The following is a 20,781-nucleotide window of genomic DNA, read 5'->3' on the forward strand; positions in this document are numbered from 1 at the left end:
ATCCGGGACGTTTCACGATGCATCGCTACCGCACCCACACCTGCGGCGAACTCCGTCCGGAGCATGTCGGCCAGACTGTTCGGCTGTCCGGCTGGGTGCACCGCGTGCGCGACCATGGCGGCGTGCTCTTCATCGATCTGCGCGACCATTACGGTCTGACGCAGGTCGTGGTCGATCCCGACAGCCCGGCCTTCAAGATGGCCGAGACGGCGCGCTCGGAATGGGTCATCCGCGTCGACGGCAGGTTGCGCGCGCGTCCGGCGGGCACGGACAACACGGAACTGCCGACCGGGCAGGTCGAGGTCTATTGCACCGAGATCGAGGTTCTCGGCCCCGCCGCCGAACTGCCGCTGCCTGTGTTCGGCGATCAGGACTATCCCGAGGAGACGCGCCTTCGTTATCGCTTCCTCGATCTGCGCCGCGAGAAGCTCCACAAGAACATCATGACCCGCGGCGCGATCATCGACTCGATGCGCGCGCGGATGAAGGGGCAGGGCTTCTTCGAGTTCCAGACGCCGATCCTGACCGCTTCGTCGCCGGAGGGCGCGCGCGACTTCCTCGTGCCGAGCCGTCTCCATCCAGGCAAGTTCTACGCGCTGCCGCAGGCGCCGCAGCAGTACAAGCAACTGATCATGATGAGCGGCTTCGACCGCTACTTCCAGATCGCGCCCTGCTTCCGCGACGAGGACCCGCGCGCCGACCGCCTTCCCGGCGAGTTCTATCAGCTCGACCTCGAGATGAGCTTCGTCGAGCAGGAAGACGTGTTCGCCTCCGTCGAGCCGGTGATCACAGGCGTCTTCGAGGATTTCGCAGGGGGCAAGCCGGTCACGAAGAACTGGCCGCGCATCCCTTACGCCGACGCCCTGCGCAAATACGGCACCGACAAGCCGGACCTGCGCAATCCGCTCGTCATGCAGGACGTCTCCGAGCACTTCCGCGGCTCGGGCTTCAAGGTGTTCGCGCGGATGCTCGAGACCGAAGGCAATCAGGTCTGGGCGATTCCTGCGCCAGGTGGCGGCTCCCGCGCGTTTTGCGACCGGATGAACTCATGGGCGCAGGGCGAAGGCCAGCCAGGCCTTGGCTACGTCATGTGGCGCGAGGGCGGCGAGGGCGCTGGACCAGTCGCCAACAACATCGGACCGGAGCGGACGGAGGCGATCCGCACTCAGCTCGGCCTCAAGGACGGCGACGCCGCCTTCTTCGTCGCGGGCGATCCATCGAAATTCGTGCGCTTCGCCGGCATGGCCCGCACCAAGGTCGGCGAGGAGCTGAAGCTCGTCGACTTCGACCGTTTCGAGCTCGCCTGGATCGTCGACTTCCCGATGTATGAGTGGAACGAGGACGACAAGAAGGTCGACTTCTCACACAATCCCTTCTCGATGCCGCAGGGCGGCCTCGACGCGCTGAACGGTCAGGACCCGCTGACCATAAAGGCGTTCCAGTACGACATCGCCTGCAACGGCTACGAGATCGCGTCCGGCGGCATCCGCAACCATCGTCCGGAGGCGATGGTTAAGGCGTTCGAGATCGCGGGCTATGGCGAGCAGGAGGTCATCGATCGCTTCGGCGGCATGTACCGCGCCTTCCAGTACGGCGCGCCGCCGCACGGCGGCATGGCTGCGGGCGTCGACCGCATCGTGATGCTGCTCTGCGGGACGAACAATCTCCGGGAGATCTCGATCTTCCCGATGAACCAGCAGGCGCTCGACCTGCTGATGGGCGCGCCGAATGAAGCCTCGCCCAAGCAGCTGCGCGATCTGCACATCCGGACCAGTCTTCCCGCCTCGGCCGCCAAGACGGGCTGAGCGGACGCGTCGGTTCAGCGCTTGTTGAGAACTGTGACGTCGATGGTTTGGGCGATTCCCGCAGGCCCAAGCGCCAGCGACCGAATGAAGTCGATCAGCGTCACGTCCGGCGACTTGGGGTCGATCGACACGACGATCGACCGCGGTTCCCGGATGAAATCGGCGAGCGCCTCGCCGGACTGAGCCGCGGGCGGGCCGAACAGCCGCAGAAGTTGCGCGTCCGCCTGAACGGCGGTCGCCTCGCGGAACTGCTCCGCCTCGGCGCCGGACTGCTCCGCAGCGCGGCGCAGCAACGTTTCGAAGCCGCCATCATTTCTGGCTGTGAATTTGAAGGACTGGATCACGATCGCGGAGAGCTTGTCGACGAAGTCGGCACCCTTGGAAATCGCGATCGTCGGGTCGACCTTGGCGAGGGAGCCCTTCGCTGTAATCGCGCCAATCCCCTCAAGGCGCGCTTCGAGCGCATCGAGTTCGAGTTTGTTGTTGGTCGGATTCAGCGCCAGCGTCAGGGTCGCGGCGCCGCGCAGCCGTTCGACCGCAGCGGAGCGCAGCGCCTCCGCAAACCACGAGCCGCTGGATGGCGCGACGTCTAAAGCGTCGAACTTCATTGCGAGACGTTGGGGCACGGCGTCGAGCGGCGCGTCGATATCGACGCTTGCGCCTGCGACGTTCAACTCTCCCAGCGAGCTTCTGAAGCCCGCCCGCGTCAGGGCTATCCGTTCGATCCGCGGTGCCGTGAGGATCACGTCCTCCGCGGTGGGCCTCGTGGTCAGCATGATTTCGTCGCGTCCCACTCTGGCGCCGTAGGCGGCGAGCCTGGTCGCGTCGAGCTTGACGAGATCGAACCGCTCGATCGCCGCGGAGACGCCCGCCCCGTCGTCATAGGTGAGGCCTTGCGCTGTTATGTTCGCGAGACGCGCATCGACATAAGGACCGATCTCGAAGGACTTCAGCGCGGCCGAAACCCTGCGTCCGTCAGGCAGTAAAGCCTGCGCCTGGGTCTCCTTCGCGCCGATCGCCCCGAAGGAGAAGGCCGAGGCCGCGTCCACCACGATCGACGCCTGCCGGCGAACGTCCGCCGGCGTCGGCGCTTCGCCGCGCCGCAGCTTCGCGACGACGTCGTCGATCACGGTGAACGGAAAAGCGAGCGCCCTGAGCTGCAGAGCCTTCGCATAGAGCAGGTCCGAGCGGATCGTCATGGAGCCGCTCGGCCTCAATCCGAACGTCACCGAGGCCCGCGACGCCGACACCATTTCGGCGAGCGGTTCGCGGTCGCCCGCTCCGTCGCCCGCGAAGAACCTCCATAAGATCGGAAGGCTCAACCGCTCGGCGACGAGTTCGCCGGCGGTCAACTCGAGTTCGCGAGCTTGCTTAGGCGCCGGGCGTAGGTCCGGAGCGTCGATCGTGGCGCGGGACACCGTGACCCGACTGACCAGGCCTCCATCGACCCGTCCGATCGAGACCCGATCGAGCGTGCGCCGAACGCCCGTCTTTTGATCCGCTATCTCGATCGAGGGAATATCCGCCCCGGCGCTGGAAACTTGACCGATGACGTCAGCCTGGCTTCGCGCAATCGCTCCGATGCCCGGGGTCGCGACGAGACCGCGGGCGGGCCCCGAATAGCTTCGAATAGCGATTCTTGGGGCTGTCGTGATGGCGAGGGGCGAGGTGACGGTCACGCCTTCCAGCACGACTTCGTCAGCGGACAGGCGTTCATTGCTTTTCCATGGCCGCCTAAAGGTGAGCGCGGCGATCCGCACCTTGGACCCATCGCCAGGCGGTTCGATCGAGAGATCGCGAATGGTGACCGATCGCTTCGCGATATCGACCGATACGTCTCCGCGGTTCGCTACCGCGGTGCTCTGACGGCGGATAAGCCTCAGCGCGTCATCGACCTCGGCCTCGGCGACATACCGGGCGATGATCGGGCAGGCGAGCGCGACAGCGCCGACAAGGGCCGTCACGCAAACGGCGACGATAGCGAGCTTTCGCTTCATGCAGGTCGATCCATCCCGCGCATATGGCGTCGAATCAGAGTCATGTGGCGGCGCCTGATTACCGTCCCGAACAAGTGTGTCACGTCCGCGACATACGATCCCAGCGCGTCGGCGGCGGCGGGAAGCATGCCGGACTGGAATCGTGGTCCAGTACGCTGCTTCGGCTTGACGCTTCGCCACCGCAGGCGCCAATGCCCTTAGCCGTCCCTCCACCCACGTCGCACGAGAACGACGCCTCCCGGGAGCTCGCCATGGCCAGCCAGATGTCAGACGATCTACGCACCGGGGCTCTGGTGTATCATCGCGGATCGACCGCCACCGGGGCCAGACCCGGGAAGATCGAGATTCAGGCGACGAAGCCGCTCGGAAATCAGCGCGACCTCGCGCTCGCCTACTCGCCGGGCGTGGCGGCTGCGTGCGACGCGATCGCCGAGAATCCCGAGCAGGCGGCGGAGCTCACCGTTCGGCAGAATCTTGTGGCGGTGCTCTCGAACGGCACGGCGGTGCTCGGCCTTGGAAACATTGGTCCGCTCGCCAGCAAACCCGTGATGGAGGGCAAGGCGGTCCTGTTCAAGAAATTCGCCGGCATCGACGTGTTCGACATCGAGGTCGCCGAGAACGACGCCGCCCGACTGATCGAAGTGGTCTGCGCCCTCGAGCCGACGTTCGGCGGGATCAACCTCGAAGATATCAAGGCTCCCGAGTGCTTCGAGGTCGAGGAAGCCTGCCGGGCCCGGATGGGCATACCGGTGTTTCACGACGATCAGCACGGAACAGCGATCATCGTGGCCGCGGCGATCACCAATGGGCTGGAGCTCGCGGGCAAGCATCTGAGTTCGGTCAAGATCGTGACCTCGGGCGCCGGCGCGGCCGCGCTCGCATGCCTCAACCTGCTCGTGACGCTTGGCGCTAAGCGCGAGAACATCTGGGTCACCGACATCGAGGGCGTCGTCTATGAGGGCCGTGAGGCTCTCATGGACCGCTGGAAGAGCATCTATGCGCAGCCGACCGACAAGCGGACGCTCGGCGAGGTGATCGACGGCGCAGACGTGTTCCTCGGGCTTTCGGCCGGCGGGGTGCTCAAGGTCGACATGGTGAAGCGCATGGCGCCGAAGCCGATGATCATGGCGCTCGCCAACCCTTCCCCCGAGATCATGCCGGACGAGGCCCGAACCGCGAGCCCAGGCGCGATGATCTGCACCGGCCGGTCGGATTTCCCGAACCAGGTCAACAACGTCCTGTGTTTCCCTTACATCTTCCGCGGCGCGCTCGACGTGGCGGCCACCACCATCAACGAAGCGATGAAGGCGGCGGCCGTGCGCGCGATCGCCGCGCTCGCCCGCGAACCGTCGTCTGATGTCGTGAGCCAGGCCTATGGCGGTGTGACGCGCCTGTTCGGACCCGACTCGCTCATTCCGAGCCCGTTCGATCCGCGCCTGATCCTTCGGATTGCTCCGGCCGTCGCCCGCGCAGCGATGGAGACCGGCGTCGCAAAGCGGCCCATCGCCGATTTCGCCGCCTACGAAGAGCAGTTGAACCGCTTCGTGTTCCGCTCAGGCTTCGTCATGAAGCCGGTCTTCGCCGCCGCGCGCGCTGCGCCGAAGCGGGTGATTTTCGCGGACGGCGAGGACGAGCGGGCGCTCCGTGCCGCCCAGGTCGCGATCGAGGAGGGAATCGCGACGCCGATTCTGATCGGTCGACCGCACGTCATGGACGTCCGCGCTCGCCGTTTCGGCCTGACGTTCAAACCCGGCGTCGATGTCGAGACGATCAATCCGGAAGACGATCGCCGCTACCGTGACTACGTCTCGCTCTACGTCGAACTCGCCGGCCGCCGCGGCGTCACCCCCGACCGCGCGCGAACCGTCGTGCGCACCGACGCCACCGTGATCGCGGCGCTCGCCGTCCACCGCGGCGAGGCCGACGCGATGATCTGTGGCCTTGAGGGGCGGTTTCGCGATCACCTTCAGGCGATCGACGAGGTGATCGGCCGCGCCCCAGACGCGCCTGACTATTCGACCTTGTCCCTGCTGATCAGCGGTCGCGGCGCCTATTTCCTGGCGGACACGTACGTGACGCCGGATCCGGATGCGCGCAGCGTCGCCGAATGCGCGATCCTCTGCGCCAGGACGGTTTCGCGGTTCGGCCTCACTCCGAAAATCGCTTTGCTGTCGCACTCGAACTTCGGTTCGGAAGACACTCCGTCCGCGATCAAGATGCGGGACGCGCTCGCCATCATCCGGGCGACGGCCCCCGAACTGGAGGTCGACGGCGAGATGATGGGCGACGTCGCGCTACAGCCCGCCCTGCGCGAGCGCGTGATGCCGAATTCGGCGCTGTCGGGCGAGGCGAACCTGCTCATTTTCCCGAACCTCGACTCGGCGAACATCGCGTCTCAACTCATCAAATCGCTCGCCGACGCTCTGCCCGTGGGGCCGATCCTGATCGGCGCCGCCAGACCGGCGCATGTGCTGACGCCCACTGTCACCGCCAGAGGGGTCGTGAACATGACGGCGCTCGCCGTCGTCGAGGCCCAGGTGGCCGTTCCGCCCCTGTCTGCGGACGACGCCGCTTAGGCGGTCGAGGCGATGACGCCCCCACGCCAAGACGGCGGCGGATAGCCGCTCGCCCGCGGCTGGAGCGGCCTGACGCTGCTGCGGCGCCGGTGCATGCGACAGAACAGTTCACCAGTTCGGCACAGCCCTCTGGTCGCGACCGCCGGATAGGCTAAAATAGCTGCATCGCAATCGGAGCCCTGACGCCCATGAAGAAGACTGCCACGATCATCGCGGTTTCCGCCCTCGCCCTCGGTCTCGCCGCCTGCGGCGAAACCCGCAACGAACGCACCCTGAGCGGCGCGCTCATCGGCACCGGCGTCGGCGCAGCAGCCGGCGGCATCATCGGCGGCAACGCCACCGGCGCGCTTGTCGGCGGCGCTCTCGGCGCCGGCACCGGCGCGGTCATCGGTTCGCAGCAGCCCGGCCCGCGCCGCGCGAAGTGCTACGAAACAAATCGCTATGGCGAGCGCTACCGCGTCCCCTGCAACTGAGTTCTGATACTCTTCTGGGCGGGCGACATCGACGGACGCTCTTCGGAGCGTCCGTTTTTTATTGCCCGCGGCGCGCGCCGCTCGCGAAGCGACGGGCCTCGTCGGCGGCGCGGAACAGCGCCTTGGCCTTGTTCACGCACTCCGCCTGCTCGGCGGCCGGCGATGAATCGGCGACCACGCCCGCGCCTGCCTGGACATAGATCCGCCCGTCCTTGACCACGGCGGTGCGCAGCACGATGCAGGTGTCCATCTCGCCATTGGCGGCGAAATAGCCGACGCAGCCTGCGTAGACGCCGCGCTTCTCCTTCTCCAGTTCGTCGATGATCTCCATCGCGCGCACCTTCGGCGCGCCCGAGACCGTGCCGGCGGGAAAGCCCGCGACGAGAGCGTCCAGCGCGTCATGGGGAGCGTCGAGCCGGCCCTCGACGTTCGACACGATGTGCATGACCTGGCTGTAATATTCGAGGAAGAACTGGTCGGTGACCGTGACCGAGCCGATCTCGGCGACACGGCCGACGTCGTTCCGCCCGAGATCGAGCAGCATCAGATGCTCGGCTCGCTCCTTGGGATCGGCGAGAAGCTCCGCCGCGAGAGCCCGGTCGGCGGCGGGGGTGGCGCCCCGCGGCCTGGTGCCGGCGATCGGACGGATCGTCACTTTTCCGTCCCGCACCCGGACAAGAATTTCCGGGCTCGATCCGACGATCTGGAAGCCGCCGAAATCGAGATGGACCAGGAAGGGCGCCGGGTTCGTCCGCCTCAACGCGCGATAGAGCGCGAAGGCCGGCAGATCGAAGGGGGCCTGGAAGCGCTGCGACAGCACGACCTGGAAGACGTCCCCGGCCGCGACGTACTCCTTCGCCCGCACCACCATGGCCTCGTATTCCTCGGGCGTGGTGTTGGATGTCAGCGCGTAGCCGCCGTCGGGCGCGGGCGTAGCCGCCGCGACCTCCTTCGGCGCCGGCCGGTCCAGCCCGTCGACGATCTCCGTCAGCCGATCGACCGCGCGCGCGTGGGCGATTTCGGCCGAGACGCCCGGAGCCGGGCGCGCCGGCGTGACGATGGTGATCTCGTCCTTCACGGAATCGAACACCACGATCACTGTCGGCCGCATCATGACGGCGTCTGGCGTGTCCAGCACGTCAGGGTTCGGGGAGCCGATCTCCTCCATCTCCCGAACCATGTCGTAGCCGAGATAGCCGAAGACCCCCGCCGCCATCGGAGGGAGGCCCTCGGCGAGGTCGATGTGCGATTCCGCGAGAAGCGCGCGCAGCGATGCGAGCGGCGGCTCAGCCTGCGGCTCGAAGGCGTCGAGCTCGGTCAGCGCGGTCCGGTTGATTTCGGCGCGGCCCGAGCGCGAACGCCACAGGATGTCCGGTCGGAGCCCGATCATGGAATAGCGCCCGCGCGTCGCGCCGCCTTCGACCGACTCCAGCAGGAATGCGTTAGGCCGGCCCTCCGCCAGCTTCAGATAGGCGGAGACCGGCGTCTCAAGATCGCCGACGAGCGTCGTCGAGACGACCTGGGGGACGCCGGCGTCATAGAGGCGCGCGAAATCCTCAAGGGCAGGGGACATCACCATCGCCGGACCTAATTCACGCCGCCGGCCACCTGGGCGATCGCCGCAGCGTCGAAGCGCGTGCCGAGGTCGTTCCGAAGTTTCTGGACGAAGGCCGAGACCACGTCGTTGCCGAGACCCTGTGCGATCTTGTCGAGCTGACCCGACGTGTCGGGCGCCGAGGGATCGAACGGGCGGATGTTCTCCGACGTCACGTGGAAGACGAGCCGCGAGCCGGCTTCGTCGGCGGCTGTCGAGCCGAAGCCTTCGACGGGCGCCTTGAACACAGCTGTCGCCTGCGCCGGCTTGATCGAGGGCGCGCCGCCGCTTCGCGTCGTCTCGGCCTGGTCGATCTCCAGCTTTTGCGCTCCTGCGACCTGCTCGAGCGACTTCCCGCTTTGCAGATCCTTCAGCATCGCGTCGGCGCGAGCGTCGAGGCGCTTGCGAGCCTCTTCCTCCCTCCAGGCCTGTTCGACCGCGGCACGGGCTTCCTCGAGCGAGCGGTCGCGGGGGGGCGTAACGCCGCGCACGTCGTACCAGACATAGGCGTCGTCCGCGGCGATGACGTCGGTCTCGGCGCCCACCTCGGTCTCGAAGGTCTTGGAGAGCAATTGAGTCGGCTGGGGCAGATCGTCGACCGGCGATCCGTCCGGCGCCTTGCCGCTGCGGTCGATGGCGTCGACGATCCTCAGAGGGACGTTCTGGGACTTCGCGATTTCTTCGAGCGTCGCGCCGCCGAGACGCGCTTCGTCGATCTTGTCGTGGATGGCTTGGACCTGAGACTTCGCGCGGTCCAGAGCGATCGCCGAGCGTATGTCGTCCCTGACGGCCTCGAACGGCTTGACCTTCTCCTGCTGGACGCCGGTCACACGAAGCAGCGCCACCGCGAAGCTCCCCTGGACCGGCTCGCTGATCTCATCCTGCTTCAACGCGAAGGCGACGTCGGCGACCTTCTTGTCGAACACCTGCGCCTTGGTGAGGTCTCCGAGATAGGCGTCCTCGGGCTTTATCTTGCGCCGGATCATGATCTGCTCGAAGGGCGCGCCCTTCTTGATCTCGTCGTAAGCCGCCTTCGCCTCGTCCATCGTAGGGAATGTGATCTGCTCGATCGAGCGCTTCTCGAGGTCGGCGTATTTGGGTTTGTTCGCGTCGTAATAGGCCTTGATCTCGCTATCCGGCACGTCTGCGGACGCCGCAAGGCTGTTCGCGTCGAGCGACAGGAATGCGAGCTTGCGGTATTCGGGCGACCGGAAGCTCGCCTTCCGCTCCTCATAGAACGCCGTGAGATGATCGGGCGTGGGCGCGGGCACTGCGGAGGGGGCCTCCGGCTTGAGCTCGACATAGGAGATCGAGCGGCTGTCGGCTTCGAAAGCATGAAGCGCCTGCCTCAGGGCGATCGGCGTCGCGATGTTCGCAGTCAGCGCGTCGGTCAGCTGCTTGCGGGCGCTGAAGGTGCGCTGGAGCCGGACGTAGTCGTTTTCGGTCAGATTGTTCTGCCGCAGGATTTCCTGGAACGTCGACCTGTCGAACGTGCCCGTAGGACCGCGGAAAACCTCGTCGGCCTGAACTTCGCGGGCCACCTGCTCGTCGCTGACCGAAAGTCCCAGCTTTTCCACGCGCGAGTCGATCGCCGCCTCGTTCACGAGGTTGCCGAGCACGCGCGGCCCTATGCCGGCGAGCCGCGCCTGCTCCGGAGTGATGACGCGCTTCGCCTGCTGGCTGATGCGCCGCATCTCCATCGAATAGGCGTTGCGGAACTCCTCGACCGTGATCTTGCGGTCGCCGACGACGGCGGCGTTCTGCCCGCCGCCGCCGATCCGGAAGATGTCGGCGATTCCCCAAACCCCGAAGCTCAGCACGAGCACTCCGAGAAAGACTTTGGCGACCCAGCCGGCGGCGCCTTTGCGGAGCGTCTGAAGCATCAGAGGTGACGTCTTCCTGTTCGAGGGGCGGCGGCGCGCGCGCCGCTTGACGGGGGCGGGACCTTAATCAGCCGCCGCCAGCCGCCGCAAATCGCAAGAGCGGGAGGAATTTGCAAGCGCGACGACATCTGGTACGTCGCGACCGCCTTCCGCGCATCAATTCACGCCTCTGAGGAGACCGCCCGATGTCCAGCCCCGAGCGTAAGCCTCTGATCGCCGGCAACTGGAAGATGAATGGTCTTGGGGCTTCCGCGCCGGAGTTCGTGCGGGTGGTGGGCGCCTATATGGGACCGCTCAGGAACAGCGTCGACCTGATGGTCTTCCCGCCGGCGACGCTTCTGACGAGCTTCGCGACATCGACGCGGGGCGCCGGCGTTCTGGTCGGGGCGCAGGATTGTCACGCCGAGCCGTTCGGCCCTTACACCGGCGACATCTCAGCGGAAATGATCGCGGACGCCGGCGGCAAAGCGGTCATCGTCGGACATTCGGAGCGCCGGGCGTGCCACGGCGAGACCGACGCGCAGGCGCGCGCAAAAGCGGAGGCGGCGCTGCACGCGGGCTTGATCGCGGTGATTTGCATCGGCGAGACGGAAGCGGAGCGCAAGGCCGGACAGGCGCTGGAGATCGTCCGGAGCCAGCTCGAAGGATCGCTTCCCGACGCGGCGACCCCGAAGACCGTGGTGGTCGCCTACGAGCCGGTCTGGGCGATCGGGACCGGTCTCACCCCGACGATCGACGAGGTCGCGGAGATCCACGGCTTCATCAGGGGCGAACTGGCGCGGCGCTTCGGCGACGAGAAGGCGGCGGCCTTCCGTATCCTTTACGGCGGCTCGGTGAAGCCCGGGAACGCGGCCGAACTGCTCCACGTCGCCGACGTCGATGGCGCCCTTGTAGGCGGCGCCAGCCTCAAGGCCGACGATTTCCTGGCGATCGCAAACGCTGCGGCAGGCTGATTCCGCAGGTCGTCTCCCAAAAAGCGGAGCGCTGGCCGAGCTGTCGGTAGCCGGGCGCGCCGTGCTGGTGTAAACAGCGGCGCCTTGCGCGCCTTGACTGCGCGCGTCTCCTATCGCCGATGCGAGCCCTATGCAGACCGTCCTGATCGTTATTCACCTCATGATCGTCCTCGCGCTGGTGGTGGTCGTGCTGCTCCAGCGCTCCGAGGGCGGCGCCCTTGGCATCGGCGGCGGCAACGGATTCATGGCCGGTCGCGGGCAGGGCAACCCGCTGACGCGTCTCACCGCCTATCTCGCGGGCGGCTTCTTCGTGACCAGCATGGCCCTGACGATCGTCGCCGGATATGGCGGCGGCTCGGTGTTCGATCGCCTGCAGCCGACGACCACGACGCCGCAGCCGGCTCCCGGCGGTCCTTCCGCGCCGCTCGGGAACGGCAAGGGGGGCATTCTTCCGATGCTGCAGCAGCAGAGCGGCCAAGCTGGCGCCGCCGCTGGCGGCGCTCCCCAGCCCGCGGGCGCGCCTCCGCAGCCGCAGGAGGCTCAGCAGCCGGCGTTCAGCGCCCCCACGGCCGGACAGCAGCCCGAGCCCGCGCCCGCAGAGAAGGCTCCGGAGCCCGCGGCCCCGACGGCGCCTGAACCGGCGAAGCCGCAGCAGCCCTGAGGCGGAACGGATCGAGCCGAGGCGCTTTTCCAACCCGATCAACGCAGCAACGCAAAAGGCCCGGATCGCTCCGGGCCTTTTTATTTGTCTGAAGCGGCGAGGGCTTATTCGCCTGCGGCCTTGCGGCTCCACCAGCCGGTGCGCCGAGGACGAGCCGGCGCGTCTGCGGCGGGCTCAGGCTGGACGTACTGCTCAATCGCCTTGGGCGCTTCCGGCTCAGGCTCCGAGGCCAGCGGCGCGGGCGACGTCACGACCTCAGCCGAAGCGACCGTCGGTCCGTCTTTCGCGATCGAGGCGGAGGACTCCTCTTCCGGAGCCTCCGTCTCCGGCGTCAGCACGGCAGCCTCGACCGCAACGATCTGCTCCTCCTGGACTTCAGCGTCGCTCAGGTCGCCGGACGGGACGTTCGCCGCGGGCTCGCCGTCCTCCGCCACCGCGTCGTCCTGCTCGCCGCGCCGATTGCGACGACCGCCACGACGACCGCGGCGCCGTCGTTTGCCCGCCTCGTCCTCGGACGAGTCCGTCGCTACCTCCTCGCCCGACTCATCGGGTTCGGCGGCGGTGACGGCCGGCTTCACTTCGTCGGAGACATCGCTCGCCTTGGCTTCGGCGTCCTCCCCGTCCTCTTCGGTTCCCTCGTCGGCGCCGAGCACGCCGTCGCGCTCACCGCCGCGACCGCCGCGCCGCCGCCGCCGACGGCGCCGCCGACGTCCGTTTCCGCCCTCGAGAGCGTCATCTTCCTCGGCTGAAGCCGCGGCGGACCGGGGGGCTTCGACGTGCTCCTCGGCGGCGTCCTCGACCACCACGTCCTCAACCTCGTCGTCGGTCTCGTCCGGGAGGATGCTGTCGACCTGCACCTGGGTCACAGGCGCACGGGCCTCGCCGCTCGCAGGGTCGGTGCGCTCGACGATCGCGTGCTGTCCGGGCGCGAGATGCTCGTCGGCGGAGAACACGACGACGACGCCGAAGCGGCTCTCGATCTCGCGAATGTGCCCGCGCTTCTGGTTGAGCACGTAAAGCGCGACCTCGCTGCGCGTCTTCACGAGGAGGTTCCGCGAGTTGTCCTTGCGCAGGTGGTCCTCGACGATCCGCAACACATGCAGCGCGACAGACGGCACGGACCGGACCGTGCCAACGCCGCTGCAGAGTGGGCAGACCTCGCTCGAGCTCTCCAGCACGCCGGTGCGGATGCGCTGACGCGACATCTCCATCAGGCCGAAGTGAGAGATCCTGCCAAGCTGTATCCGGGCGCGGTCGTCCTTCAGGCAGTCCTTCAGCTTCTTCTCGACCGCCCGGTTGTTCCGGCTCTCCTCCATGTCGATGAAGTCGATGACGATCAGGCCGGCGAGGTCGCGCAGCCGCAGCTGACGGGCGACCTCCTCGGCCGCCTCCATGTTGGTGCGGAGCGCGGTGTCCTCGATGTTGTGCTCGCGGGTCGAACGGCCGGAGTTCACGTCGATCGCGACCAAAGCCTCGGCCTGGTTGATCACCAGGTAGCCGCCGGACTTCATCGTCACGGTGTTCGAGAACATCGCATCGAGCTGAGCCTCGACGCCCATCTTCGAGTAGAGCGGCTGGCTGTCACGGTACGGCTGAACGGTCTTCGCGTTGCTCGGCATGAGCATCCGCATGAAGTCCTTCGCCTCGCGATAACCGTCTTCGCCGGCGACCAGAACTTCGTCGATGTCCTTGTTGTAGAGGTCGCGGATCGAGCGCTTGATCAGCGAGCCTTCCTCATAGACGAGCGCCGGAGCGGTCGACTTCAACGTCAGGTCGCGCACGGTCTCCCAGAGACGCATCAGATATTCAAAGTCGCGCTTGATCTCGGGGCGGGTGCGGCTCGCGCCCGCGGTCCTGAGGATGACGCCCATGCCCTCCGGCACATCGAGGTCGCTGACCAGATCCTTGAGGCGTTTGCGATCCTGCGCGCTGGTGATCTTGCGCGAAATGCCGCCGCCGCGCGCGGTGTTGGGCATCAGGACCGAATAGCGGCCGGCGAGCGACAGGTAGGTGGTGAGCGCCGCGCCCTTGCTGCCGCGCTCTTCCTTGACGACCTGGATCAGCAGGATCTGCCGGCGCTTGATGACTTCCTGGATCTTGTAGGAGCGGATGTTGCGGCGATAGCTGCGCTCCGGCATTTCCTCGAGGGCGTCTCCGGCGCCGATCGATTCGACCGGATGGTCCTCCTCGTCCGAGTCGCTCTCCTCGACCTTCTCCTCCTGCTCCGAGACGTGCTCGGCGACAGCGGCTTCCGCGTCGAAGGACGATTCCGGTTCGACCGGCTTGGCGCCGGCTTCGGCCGACACGACGTCCTCGCCGTCGGCGCTGGCGGCCTTCGGACGCGCGCGGCCGCGGCCGCGGCGGCGCGCGCCGGCCGGCTTCTCCTCGGCTTTGTCCTCTTCGGCCTGAGCTTTCTCGTCCTCGGCGATCAGCGCCTGCCGGTCGGCGACCGGGATCTGGTAATAGTCCGGATGGATCTCGCTGAAGGCAAGGAAGCCGTGGCGGTTGCCGCCATATTCGACGAACGCCGCCTGGAGCGACGGTTCGACCCGCGTCACCTTCGCGAGATAGATGTTTCCGCGTAGCTGCTTGCGGTTGGCGCTCTCGAAATCGAACTCCTCGACCCGTGAGCCCCGGACGACGACCACCCTCGTCTCCTCGGGGTGGGTGGCGTCGATAAGCATCTTATTGGCCATTTACGAAACTCTTGGGTACGGCCGGGCAGGCCGCCGGTCGTCGAAATCGACGACGCGGGCGGGGCGCTCAATGCGCGCAAGCGCTCGGCGGTGGTTGAATGGGAAGAACCGAAGCCGTGCAGGCTCTTCGGAAGAGCGGCGCACGTATTCGGCGAACGCCGGCGAGGCCGGCGGATCGAGAGTCCGGACAGAGCGAATGCGGCGTGTTTCGCCGTGCGCATAGTCCGAACCACCTCGCAAATCTGGGACGGGCCGGGACGAACCCGAGAGCGTCTAACGTTGCAGCGAACCCGGCGACGGCGTCGCGGGCGCTCACGACGCTGGGCGGTCCGGTCCGACATCGCCCGTCGCGCCGCAGGCCAGTCCCTGACTTAACGTCTTGGAATGGCTCGCTACGCTCGGAGCGGCGCTTCGAGAGCCGCGAAGGCGGGACAAGTCTGGATCGAGACTCGCTCCGTTTCGCCGTGAGCGTCGATTTCTAGCGGACGAAGTGCAGCATTGACAAGCGTCACGCTTTTTCGTGCGCGGGCGGCAGGCGCCGGCGACGTGAATTTCGGGTTTAGCGGACGCATAATCCGGTTAATCGACAGCGGCGGGTTTAATGACCGTTAACCCTGGGCTTTTAACACCGTAGACGACGCCCGATAATCGCGCCGCCTGGGAGGCGTCACGACCGAATGATCCGCACGACGCTGTTGGCCCTAGCGTGTCTCGCCACGCTTCTGACCGTCACGCCCGGGCCGGCCGCAGCCGAGGACGCCGATCGGCGACCGGTTGCGCTGGACGCCCGGCTTGCGGGCGACGAACAGCGGACGCGGCTGGTGATCGACCTGTCGGCCCCGGCGCAGATCAAGGCGTTCACCCTCGCCGACCCCTACCGCGTCATCATCGACCTTCCCGAGATCGCCTTCCGCCTGCCGGAAAAAGCGGGGCGCGAGGGCAGGGGATTGATCAGCGCCTATCGCTTCGGCGTCCTCGCTCCCGGCCGTTCGCGCATCGTGGTCGACGTCAAGCGACCGGTCGCGATCGACAAGGCGTTCGTCCTCGATCCCGTGGAGGGCCAGCCGGCGCGGCTCGTGCTCGACCTGACCCCGAGCGACCGAAAGACGTTCCTGCAGTCGCTCTCCGCCCGCGAGGGCGACCCCACCGGAACGGCGACCGCCGCCAAGGCCGCGGCCGTCGAGCCGGAGAAGCGCGACCTTCCGGTGGTGGTGATCGATCCCGGCCATGGCGGCGTCGACCCCGGCGCGGCCGGGCCGAACGGCGCGAGCGAAAAGGACATCGTGCTCGCCTTCGCCAAGCGCTTGAAAGCCAAGATCGAGGCGAGCGGCGAGCGGCGAGCGGTCCTGACCCGCGACGACGACACGTTCATATCGCTGCCCGCTCGCGTGAAGATCGCCCGCGAAAACGCGGCGGCGGTGATGATCTCGATCCACGCCGACACGCTGGCCGATCCGTTCGGGGTCCGCGGCGCAACGGTCTACACCCTTTCCGAGAAGGCCTCGGACAAGCTGGCCGAGCGCCTCGCGGACAAGGAGAACCGCGCCGACATGATCGCCGGCGTCGATCTGTCCGACGAGCCGGAGGAGGTCGCGGGCATCCTGTTCGACCTGACGCGGCGCGAGACCAAGACCTTCACCACCGAGTTCTCGAAGGGCCTCGTGCGCGAGCTGAAGGCCGCGGCGAAGCTCAACAAAAATCCGCTTCGCTCCGCAGGCTTCCGCGTGCTCAAGGCGCCGGACGTGCCGTCGGTGCTGCTCGAGCTCGGCTATCTCTCGAGCCCCGAAGACGCGAAGCTGATGATGTCGGAGGCCTGGCAGGACCAGGCGACCGGCGCGGTCGCCCAGGCCGTCGACCGCTATTTCGCGACGCGTATCGCGCAGGGCACACCCGGCCGCGTAAATTAGACTCCGGCGGTCCGGTCGCCCCATATTCTCCACAAAGCAGCCTGATCCCGTGGCATAGCAAAAGCGCGACTGCGCTTCGGCGGCGGGCGGCCTTTCCGGAAGGCCTCGACGCCATACCGGCGCCGCCAGACCTGCGAGGAACGCTTGCGCCTTCTTGTCCGCTTCATCGGCTTTCTGTTTGCGACCGCTTCGCTGGTCGCCCTGGCGGGCGCGGCCGCCGTCGGCTTTTTCGCTTGGAAGTACTCGCGCGATCTGCCCGACTACGAGCAACTGGCGAAGTATGAACCGCCGATCATGACCCGGCTGCACGCTAATGACGGCCGACTGATCGCGGAATATGCGCATGAGCGCCGGCTGTTCGTGCCGATCCAGTCGGTGCCGAAGCGCCTGATCCACGCCTTCACCTCGGCCGAAGACAAGAATTTCTATGAGCATGGCGGCCTGGACTTCACAGGCATCGCCCGCGCGGCGTTCTCGAATTTCCAGAATCAGGGCCGGCGGCCGCAGGGCGCCTCGACGATCACGCAGCAGGTCGCGAAGAACTTCCTGCTGACGAACAAGCAGGACTACGAGCGCAAGATCAAGGAAGCGCTGCTTTCTCTGCGGATCGAGCAGACCTACTCGAAGGACCGCATTCTCGAGCTCTATCTGAACGAGATTTATTTCGGACTTGGCGCATATGGCGTCGGCGCTGCGGCGCTGGTCTATTTCGACAAGTCGGTGAGCGAGCTCACCCTGGCGCAGTCCGCCTATCTGGCGGCGCTGCCCAAGGCGCCGAACAATTATCATCCGTTCCGGTTTCCCGAGCGGGCGATCGAACGGCGCAACTGGGTGATCGACCGCATGGTCGAGAACGGCGACGCGACGCCGGAGGAAGGCGCCGCCGCCAAGAAGGAGCCGCTGGACGTCAACCCGCGCCCGACCGGCAACCAACTGCCGGCGAGCGAGTACTTCAACGAGGAAGTCCGTCGGGTGCTCTACGAGCGTTATGGCGAGAAGGGCCTCTACGAGGGCGGGCTGTCCGTCCGGACCACGCTCGATCCGGAGCTGCAGGTGCTGGCGCGCAAGTCGCTCAACGCCGGCCTGGTGCGGTTCGACGAGTCGCGCGGCTGGAGGGGACCGGTGCGCGAGATCGATCCGAAGGGGGACTGGGGCGCGGCGCTGGCCGACGTGCCGGCCTATGGCGACATCAAGCCGTGGCGGCTGGCCGTTGTGCTCGACGCCGGCTCAAGCGAGGCGACGATCGGTCTCCAGCCGGGCCGCGAGCGCTCGGGCGGCGTCAGTCGCGAGCGCGTCACAGGCAGGATCACGCTCGAGGGCATGCGCTGGGCGAAATGGGCCAAGGGCCCAGACCGCGGCCGCGCTGTGAAGACCGCTTCGCAGATTCTCAATCCCGGCGACGTCGTCTATGTCGAGCCGACCTCGGAAGGCTCGTCCGACTACCGCCTGCGGCAGGTGCCCGAGATCTCCGGAGGCCTCGTCGCGATGGATCCGTTCACCGGCCGCGTGCTCGCGCTCGCTGGAGGCTTCTCCTACGACGAAAGTCAGTTCAACCGCGCGACGCAGGCGCTGCGGCAGCCTGGCTCGTCGTTCAAGCCGTTCATCTACGCCGCCGCGCTCGACAACGGTTATACGCCGTCGAGCGTGGTGCTGGACGGGCCGATCGAGATCGACCAGGGCGCCGGCATCGGCGTCTGGCGCCCGGAGAACTACGGCAAGAAGTTCTACGGGCCGCAGACGCTCCGCTTCGGCATCGAGAAGTCGCGCAACGTCATGACCGTGCGGCTGTCGCAGGACATGGGGATGCCGCTGATCTCCGAATACGCCCATCGCTTCGGCGTGATGGACGACCTGCCGCCCTACCTCTCGATGGCGCTCGGCGCCGGCGAGACGACTGTCCTCAAGATGACCGCCGCCTATTCGATGTTCGCCAACGGCGGCAAGCGCATCACGCCGACGGTGATCGACCGCATTCAGGACCGCACCGGCAAGACCGTGTTCCGCCACGACGACCGCCAGTGCGAAGGCTGCACGGCGACGGCATGGGCGCATCAGGACGAACCGACCCTGGTCGACGGCCGCGAGCAGGTGCTCGACCCGATGACCGCCTACCAGATCACGTCGATGCTGGAGGGCGTCGTGCTCCGCGGCACCGCCACGGGCGTCAAGGCGGTCGGCAAGCCGATCGCCGGCAAGACCGGAACCACCAACGACTACAAGGACGCGTGGTTCGTCGGCTTCTCGCCCGATCTCGTCGTCGGGGTCTATGTCGGTTACGACAAGCCGCGCACGATGGGCGAAGGCGAGACGGGCGGCGAGGTCGCCGCGCCGGTGTTCACCGATTTCATGAAGACCGCGCTCGCCGACAAGCCGGCGACGCCGTTCCGCGTGCCGCCCGGCATTAAGCTGATCCGCATCAATCCGTCGAACGGCATGCGCGCCTCGGCCGGGGACGGGAAGGTGATCCTTGAGGCGTTCAAGCCCGGCACCGCGCCGCCGGACAGCTATTCGATCATCGGGCAGGCGAGCCCGACCGATCGCCCGCAGAGCGTGACGCCCGACCAGGACCGCGCGCTGCGTTCCGGCACGGGCGGTCTCTACTGAGGCGGCCGCACGCGGGAACGCACGGCCGCCGTCCCGAGGCTCAGACGTCGGTGGAGTCGATCACCGCGATGGTCGGAGCGTCCGGCGAATAGTTCGGGATGTCGGCCACGGCGGTCTGGCCTTCCGGAGACGACAGCGCCGCGCCGAGCGCGTCCTTGCTGTCCCAAGTCCCGACGAAGATCCAGAAATACGGCCCTTCGCCGCCATCCGGGCCGCTCACCGGGCCGAAGCTGGAGCTTCTGAGCCCCGGCATCTTCGCGACCAGCGGCGCGTGGGTTCCGCGGAAATAGCTGTCGAACTGCGCGGGATCCGCGGGCTTCGGATACATGACGACGAGCTTGGTGCTCATGGATTGGTCCTTTCGAGGGCTTGCCGGCCGATCAGGGCCGGAGTTCCGACATAGAGCGTCGGAGCCGGTTCGTCGCGGTTTGCGGCATTGCGCGCGACGGGCTAACAGTCGCGCCCGATCGCAACGCGAACCCGAATCCGCCGAAAGCCCATGCGCGCCGAAATCGAAACCCTCGTTCAGGACATCGAGCAGTCAGTCGGGCTGCTGAGGAGGCATCTTTGACTGGGAACCGTCACAGGCCCGGCTCGAAGAACTGAACCACATCGCCGAGGATCCCACCCTCTGGGAGGATCCCGAGCGAGCCCAGAAGATCATGCGCGAGCGCACGTCGCTCGAGGACGCCATGAGCGGCGTCGTGCGGATCGAACGTGACCTCAAGGACAATCTGGAGCTGATCGAGCTCGGCGAGATGGAGAACGACGAGAGCGTCGTCGCCGAAGCCGAGAAGGCGCTGAACGCGCTGAAGGAGGAGGCCGCGCGCCGTCAGCTGGAGGCGCTGATCTCCGGCGAGGCCGATTCTTTCGACACGTTCTTGGAGGTCCACCCCGGCGCCGGCGGCACCGAGAGCCAGGACTGGGCCGAGATGCTGCTCAGGATGTACACCCGCTGGTCGGAGCGGCGCGGCTTCAAGATCGAGGTCGTCGACCACCAGAACGGCGAACAGGCGGGCATCAAGTCCGCGACGCTGCAGATCAAGGGGCACAACGCCTTCGGCTGGCTGAAGACCGAGGCCGGCGTCCATCGCCTGGTGCGGATCTCGCCTTTCGATTCGAACGCGCGGCGTCAGACCAGCTTCGCCTCGATCATGGTCTACCCGGTCATCGACGACTCGATCAAAATCGAGATCAACGAGAGCGACGTCCGCACCGACGTGATGCGTTCCGGCGGCGCCGGCGGCCAGCACGTCAACAAGACCGAATCGGCGGTGCGCCTCGTGCACAACCCGACCGGCATCATGGTGGTGAGCCAAGGCGACCGGTCGCAGCACAAGAACCGCGCGACCGCGTGGGACATGCTGCGCGCCAAGCTCTACCAGCGCGAGTTGAAGATCCGGGAGGAGGCCGCCGCCGCCGACCAGGCCGCCAAGACCGACATCGGCTGGGGCCACCAGATCCGGTCCTACGTGCTGCAGCCCTATCAGCTCGTGAAGGACCTTCGCACCGGCTACACGTCGACGTCGCCGCAGGACGTGCTCGACGGCGACCTCGACGGCTTCATGGAGGCGACGCTCGCGCAACGCGCCTATGGCGGGGCCGACGAAGAGATCGAGGACGTCGACTGAG

The 20,781-nt window shown here is 67.0% G+C and carries 13 protein-coding genes; 8 read left to right on the top strand and 5 right to left on the bottom strand.

The genetic code is table 11. The features are described from left to right. The first annotated feature begins 17 nt into the window (after window positions 1-17). The gene (aspS, locus tag PKE75_RS05380; RefSeq protein ID WP_271167679.1) at window positions 18-1,805 is read left to right on the top strand and encodes an aspartate--tRNA ligase; all 1,788 of its coding nucleotides are present in this window, start codon (window positions 18-20) and stop codon (window positions 1,803-1,805) included. Between the two features lie 14 nt (window positions 1,806-1,819). Here aspS and PKE75_RS05385 read toward each other — a convergent pair whose 3' ends face one another. Next, on the bottom strand, window positions 1,820-3,802 hold the full coding sequence (locus PKE75_RS05385) for a hypothetical protein (RefSeq protein WP_271167680.1): 1,983 nt from the start codon (window positions 3,800-3,802) through the stop codon (window positions 1,820-1,822). A 251-nt stretch (window positions 3,803-4,053) separates the two neighbouring features. Between PKE75_RS05385 and PKE75_RS05390 the strand changes: the two genes are divergently transcribed. Both PKE75_RS05390 and PKE75_RS05395 read left to right on the top strand, forming a co-directional pair. Continuing rightward, window positions 4,054-6,378, top strand: a complete 2,325-nt coding sequence (locus PKE75_RS05390) for an NADP-dependent malic enzyme (RefSeq protein WP_271167681.1) — start codon at window positions 4,054-4,056, stop codon at window positions 6,376-6,378. 188 nt (window positions 6,379-6,566) lie between these two features. After that, window positions 6,567-6,851, top strand: coding sequence for a YMGG-like glycine zipper-containing protein (locus tag PKE75_RS05395; protein WP_271167682.1), 285 nt, complete (start codon window positions 6,567-6,569; stop codon window positions 6,849-6,851). Window positions 6,852-6,909: 58 nt separating this feature from the next. On the opposite strand, the gene trpE is transcribed toward PKE75_RS05395, so the two are convergent. Together trpE and PKE75_RS05405 are read right to left on the bottom strand one after the other, a co-directional pair. After that, the gene (gene trpE / locus PKE75_RS05400; RefSeq protein WP_271167683.1) at window positions 6,910-8,430 is read right to left on the bottom strand and encodes an anthranilate synthase component I; all 1,521 of its coding nucleotides are present in this window, start codon (window positions 8,428-8,430) and stop codon (window positions 6,910-6,912) included. A gap of 8 nt (window positions 8,431-8,438) precedes the next feature. After that, window positions 8,439-10,328 carry a SurA N-terminal domain-containing protein gene (locus tag PKE75_RS05405; RefSeq protein ID WP_271167684.1) on the bottom strand — a complete coding sequence of 630 codons (1,890 nt, stop codon included), beginning with the start codon at window positions 10,326-10,328 and terminating at the stop codon, window positions 8,439-8,441. A 185-nt stretch (window positions 10,329-10,513) separates the two neighbouring features. Between PKE75_RS05405 and tpiA the strand changes: the two genes are divergently transcribed. Beyond that, window positions 10,514-11,281 (top strand): triose-phosphate isomerase, encoded by a 768-nt coding sequence (gene tpiA / locus PKE75_RS05410; RefSeq protein WP_271167685.1) that lies wholly within the window; start codon window positions 10,514-10,516, stop codon window positions 11,279-11,281. Window positions 11,282-11,411: 130 nt separating this feature from the next. Beyond that, window positions 11,412-11,942 carry a preprotein translocase subunit SecG gene (secG, locus tag PKE75_RS05415; protein ID WP_271167686.1) on the top strand — a complete coding sequence of 177 codons (531 nt, stop codon included), beginning with the start codon at window positions 11,412-11,414 and terminating at the stop codon, window positions 11,940-11,942. A 104-nt stretch (window positions 11,943-12,046) separates the two neighbouring features. Here secG and PKE75_RS05420 read toward each other — a convergent pair whose 3' ends face one another. Next, entirely contained in the window at window positions 12,047-14,638 is a 2,592-nt protein-coding gene (locus PKE75_RS05420) for an Rne/Rng family ribonuclease (protein ID WP_271167687.1), read from the bottom strand. A gap of 677 nt (window positions 14,639-15,315) precedes the next feature. On the opposite strand from PKE75_RS05420, the gene PKE75_RS05425 reads away from it, so the two are divergent. Continuing rightward, window positions 15,316-16,545: an N-acetylmuramoyl-L-alanine amidase gene (locus PKE75_RS05425; RefSeq protein WP_271167688.1), complete on the top strand. Its 1,230-nt coding sequence runs from the start codon at window positions 15,316-15,318 to the stop codon at window positions 16,543-16,545. Window positions 16,546-16,689: 144 nt separating this feature from the next. Next, window positions 16,690-19,149, top strand: coding sequence for a penicillin-binding protein 1A (locus tag PKE75_RS05430; RefSeq protein WP_271167689.1), 2,460 nt, complete (start codon window positions 16,690-16,692; stop codon window positions 19,147-19,149). A 40-nt stretch (window positions 19,150-19,189) separates the two neighbouring features. Here PKE75_RS05430 and PKE75_RS05435 read toward each other — a convergent pair whose 3' ends face one another. Continuing rightward, window positions 19,190-19,498, bottom strand: a complete 309-nt coding sequence (locus PKE75_RS05435; RefSeq protein WP_271167690.1) for an EthD family reductase — start codon at window positions 19,496-19,498, stop codon at window positions 19,190-19,192. A 150-nt stretch (window positions 19,499-19,648) separates the two neighbouring features. Here PKE75_RS05435 and prfB point away from each other — a divergent pair. Then, window positions 19,649-20,780 (top strand): peptide chain release factor 2 gene (prfB, locus tag PKE75_RS05440; RefSeq protein ID WP_271167691.1). Its coding sequence is split into 2 segments (ribosomal slippage): window positions 19,649-19,717 and window positions 19,719-20,780, totalling 1,131 coding nucleotides; the frame shifts between segments, so codons are not numbered across the junction. The last annotated feature ends 1 nt before the right edge of the window (window position 20,781 follow it).

It is taken from the genome of Hansschlegelia plantiphila (genome assembly GCF_027922265.1).
Taxonomy (GTDB): Bacteria; Pseudomonadota; Alphaproteobacteria; order Rhizobiales; family Methylopilaceae; genus Methylopila; species Methylopila plantiphila.

Coding starts and splice junctions, on each gene's coding strand:
- PKE75_RS05395 (WP_271167682.1), top strand. CDS start 6,567: ATGAAGAAGACTGCCACGATCATCGCGGTTTCCGCCCTCGCCCTCGGT.
- secG (WP_271167686.1), top strand. CDS start 11,412: ATGCAGACCGTCCTGATCGTTATTCACCTCATGATCGTCCTCGCGCTG.
- PKE75_RS05385 (WP_271167680.1), bottom strand. CDS start 3,802: ATGAAGCGAAAGCTCGCTATCGTCGCCGTTTGCGTGACGGCCCTTGTC.
- PKE75_RS05390 (WP_271167681.1), top strand. CDS start 4,054: ATGGCCAGCCAGATGTCAGACGATCTACGCACCGGGGCTCTGGTGTAT.
- PKE75_RS05405 (WP_271167684.1), bottom strand. CDS start 10,328: ATGCTTCAGACGCTCCGCAAAGGCGCCGCCGGCTGGGTCGCCAAAGTC.
- aspS (WP_271167679.1), top strand. CDS start 18: ATGCATCGCTACCGCACCCACACCTGCGGCGAACTCCGTCCGGAGCAT.
- PKE75_RS05420 (WP_271167687.1), bottom strand. CDS start 14,638: ATGGCCAATAAGATGCTTATCGACGCCACCCACCCCGAGGAGACGAGG.
- tpiA (WP_271167685.1), top strand. CDS start 10,514: ATGTCCAGCCCCGAGCGTAAGCCTCTGATCGCCGGCAACTGGAAGATG.
- trpE (WP_271167683.1), bottom strand. CDS start 8,430: ATGGTGATGTCCCCTGCCCTTGAGGATTTCGCGCGCCTCTATGACGCC.
- PKE75_RS05435 (WP_271167690.1), bottom strand. CDS start 19,498: ATGAGCACCAAGCTCGTCGTCATGTATCCGAAGCCCGCGGATCCCGCG.
- PKE75_RS05425 (WP_271167688.1), top strand. CDS start 15,316: ATGATCCGCACGACGCTGTTGGCCCTAGCGTGTCTCGCCACGCTTCTG.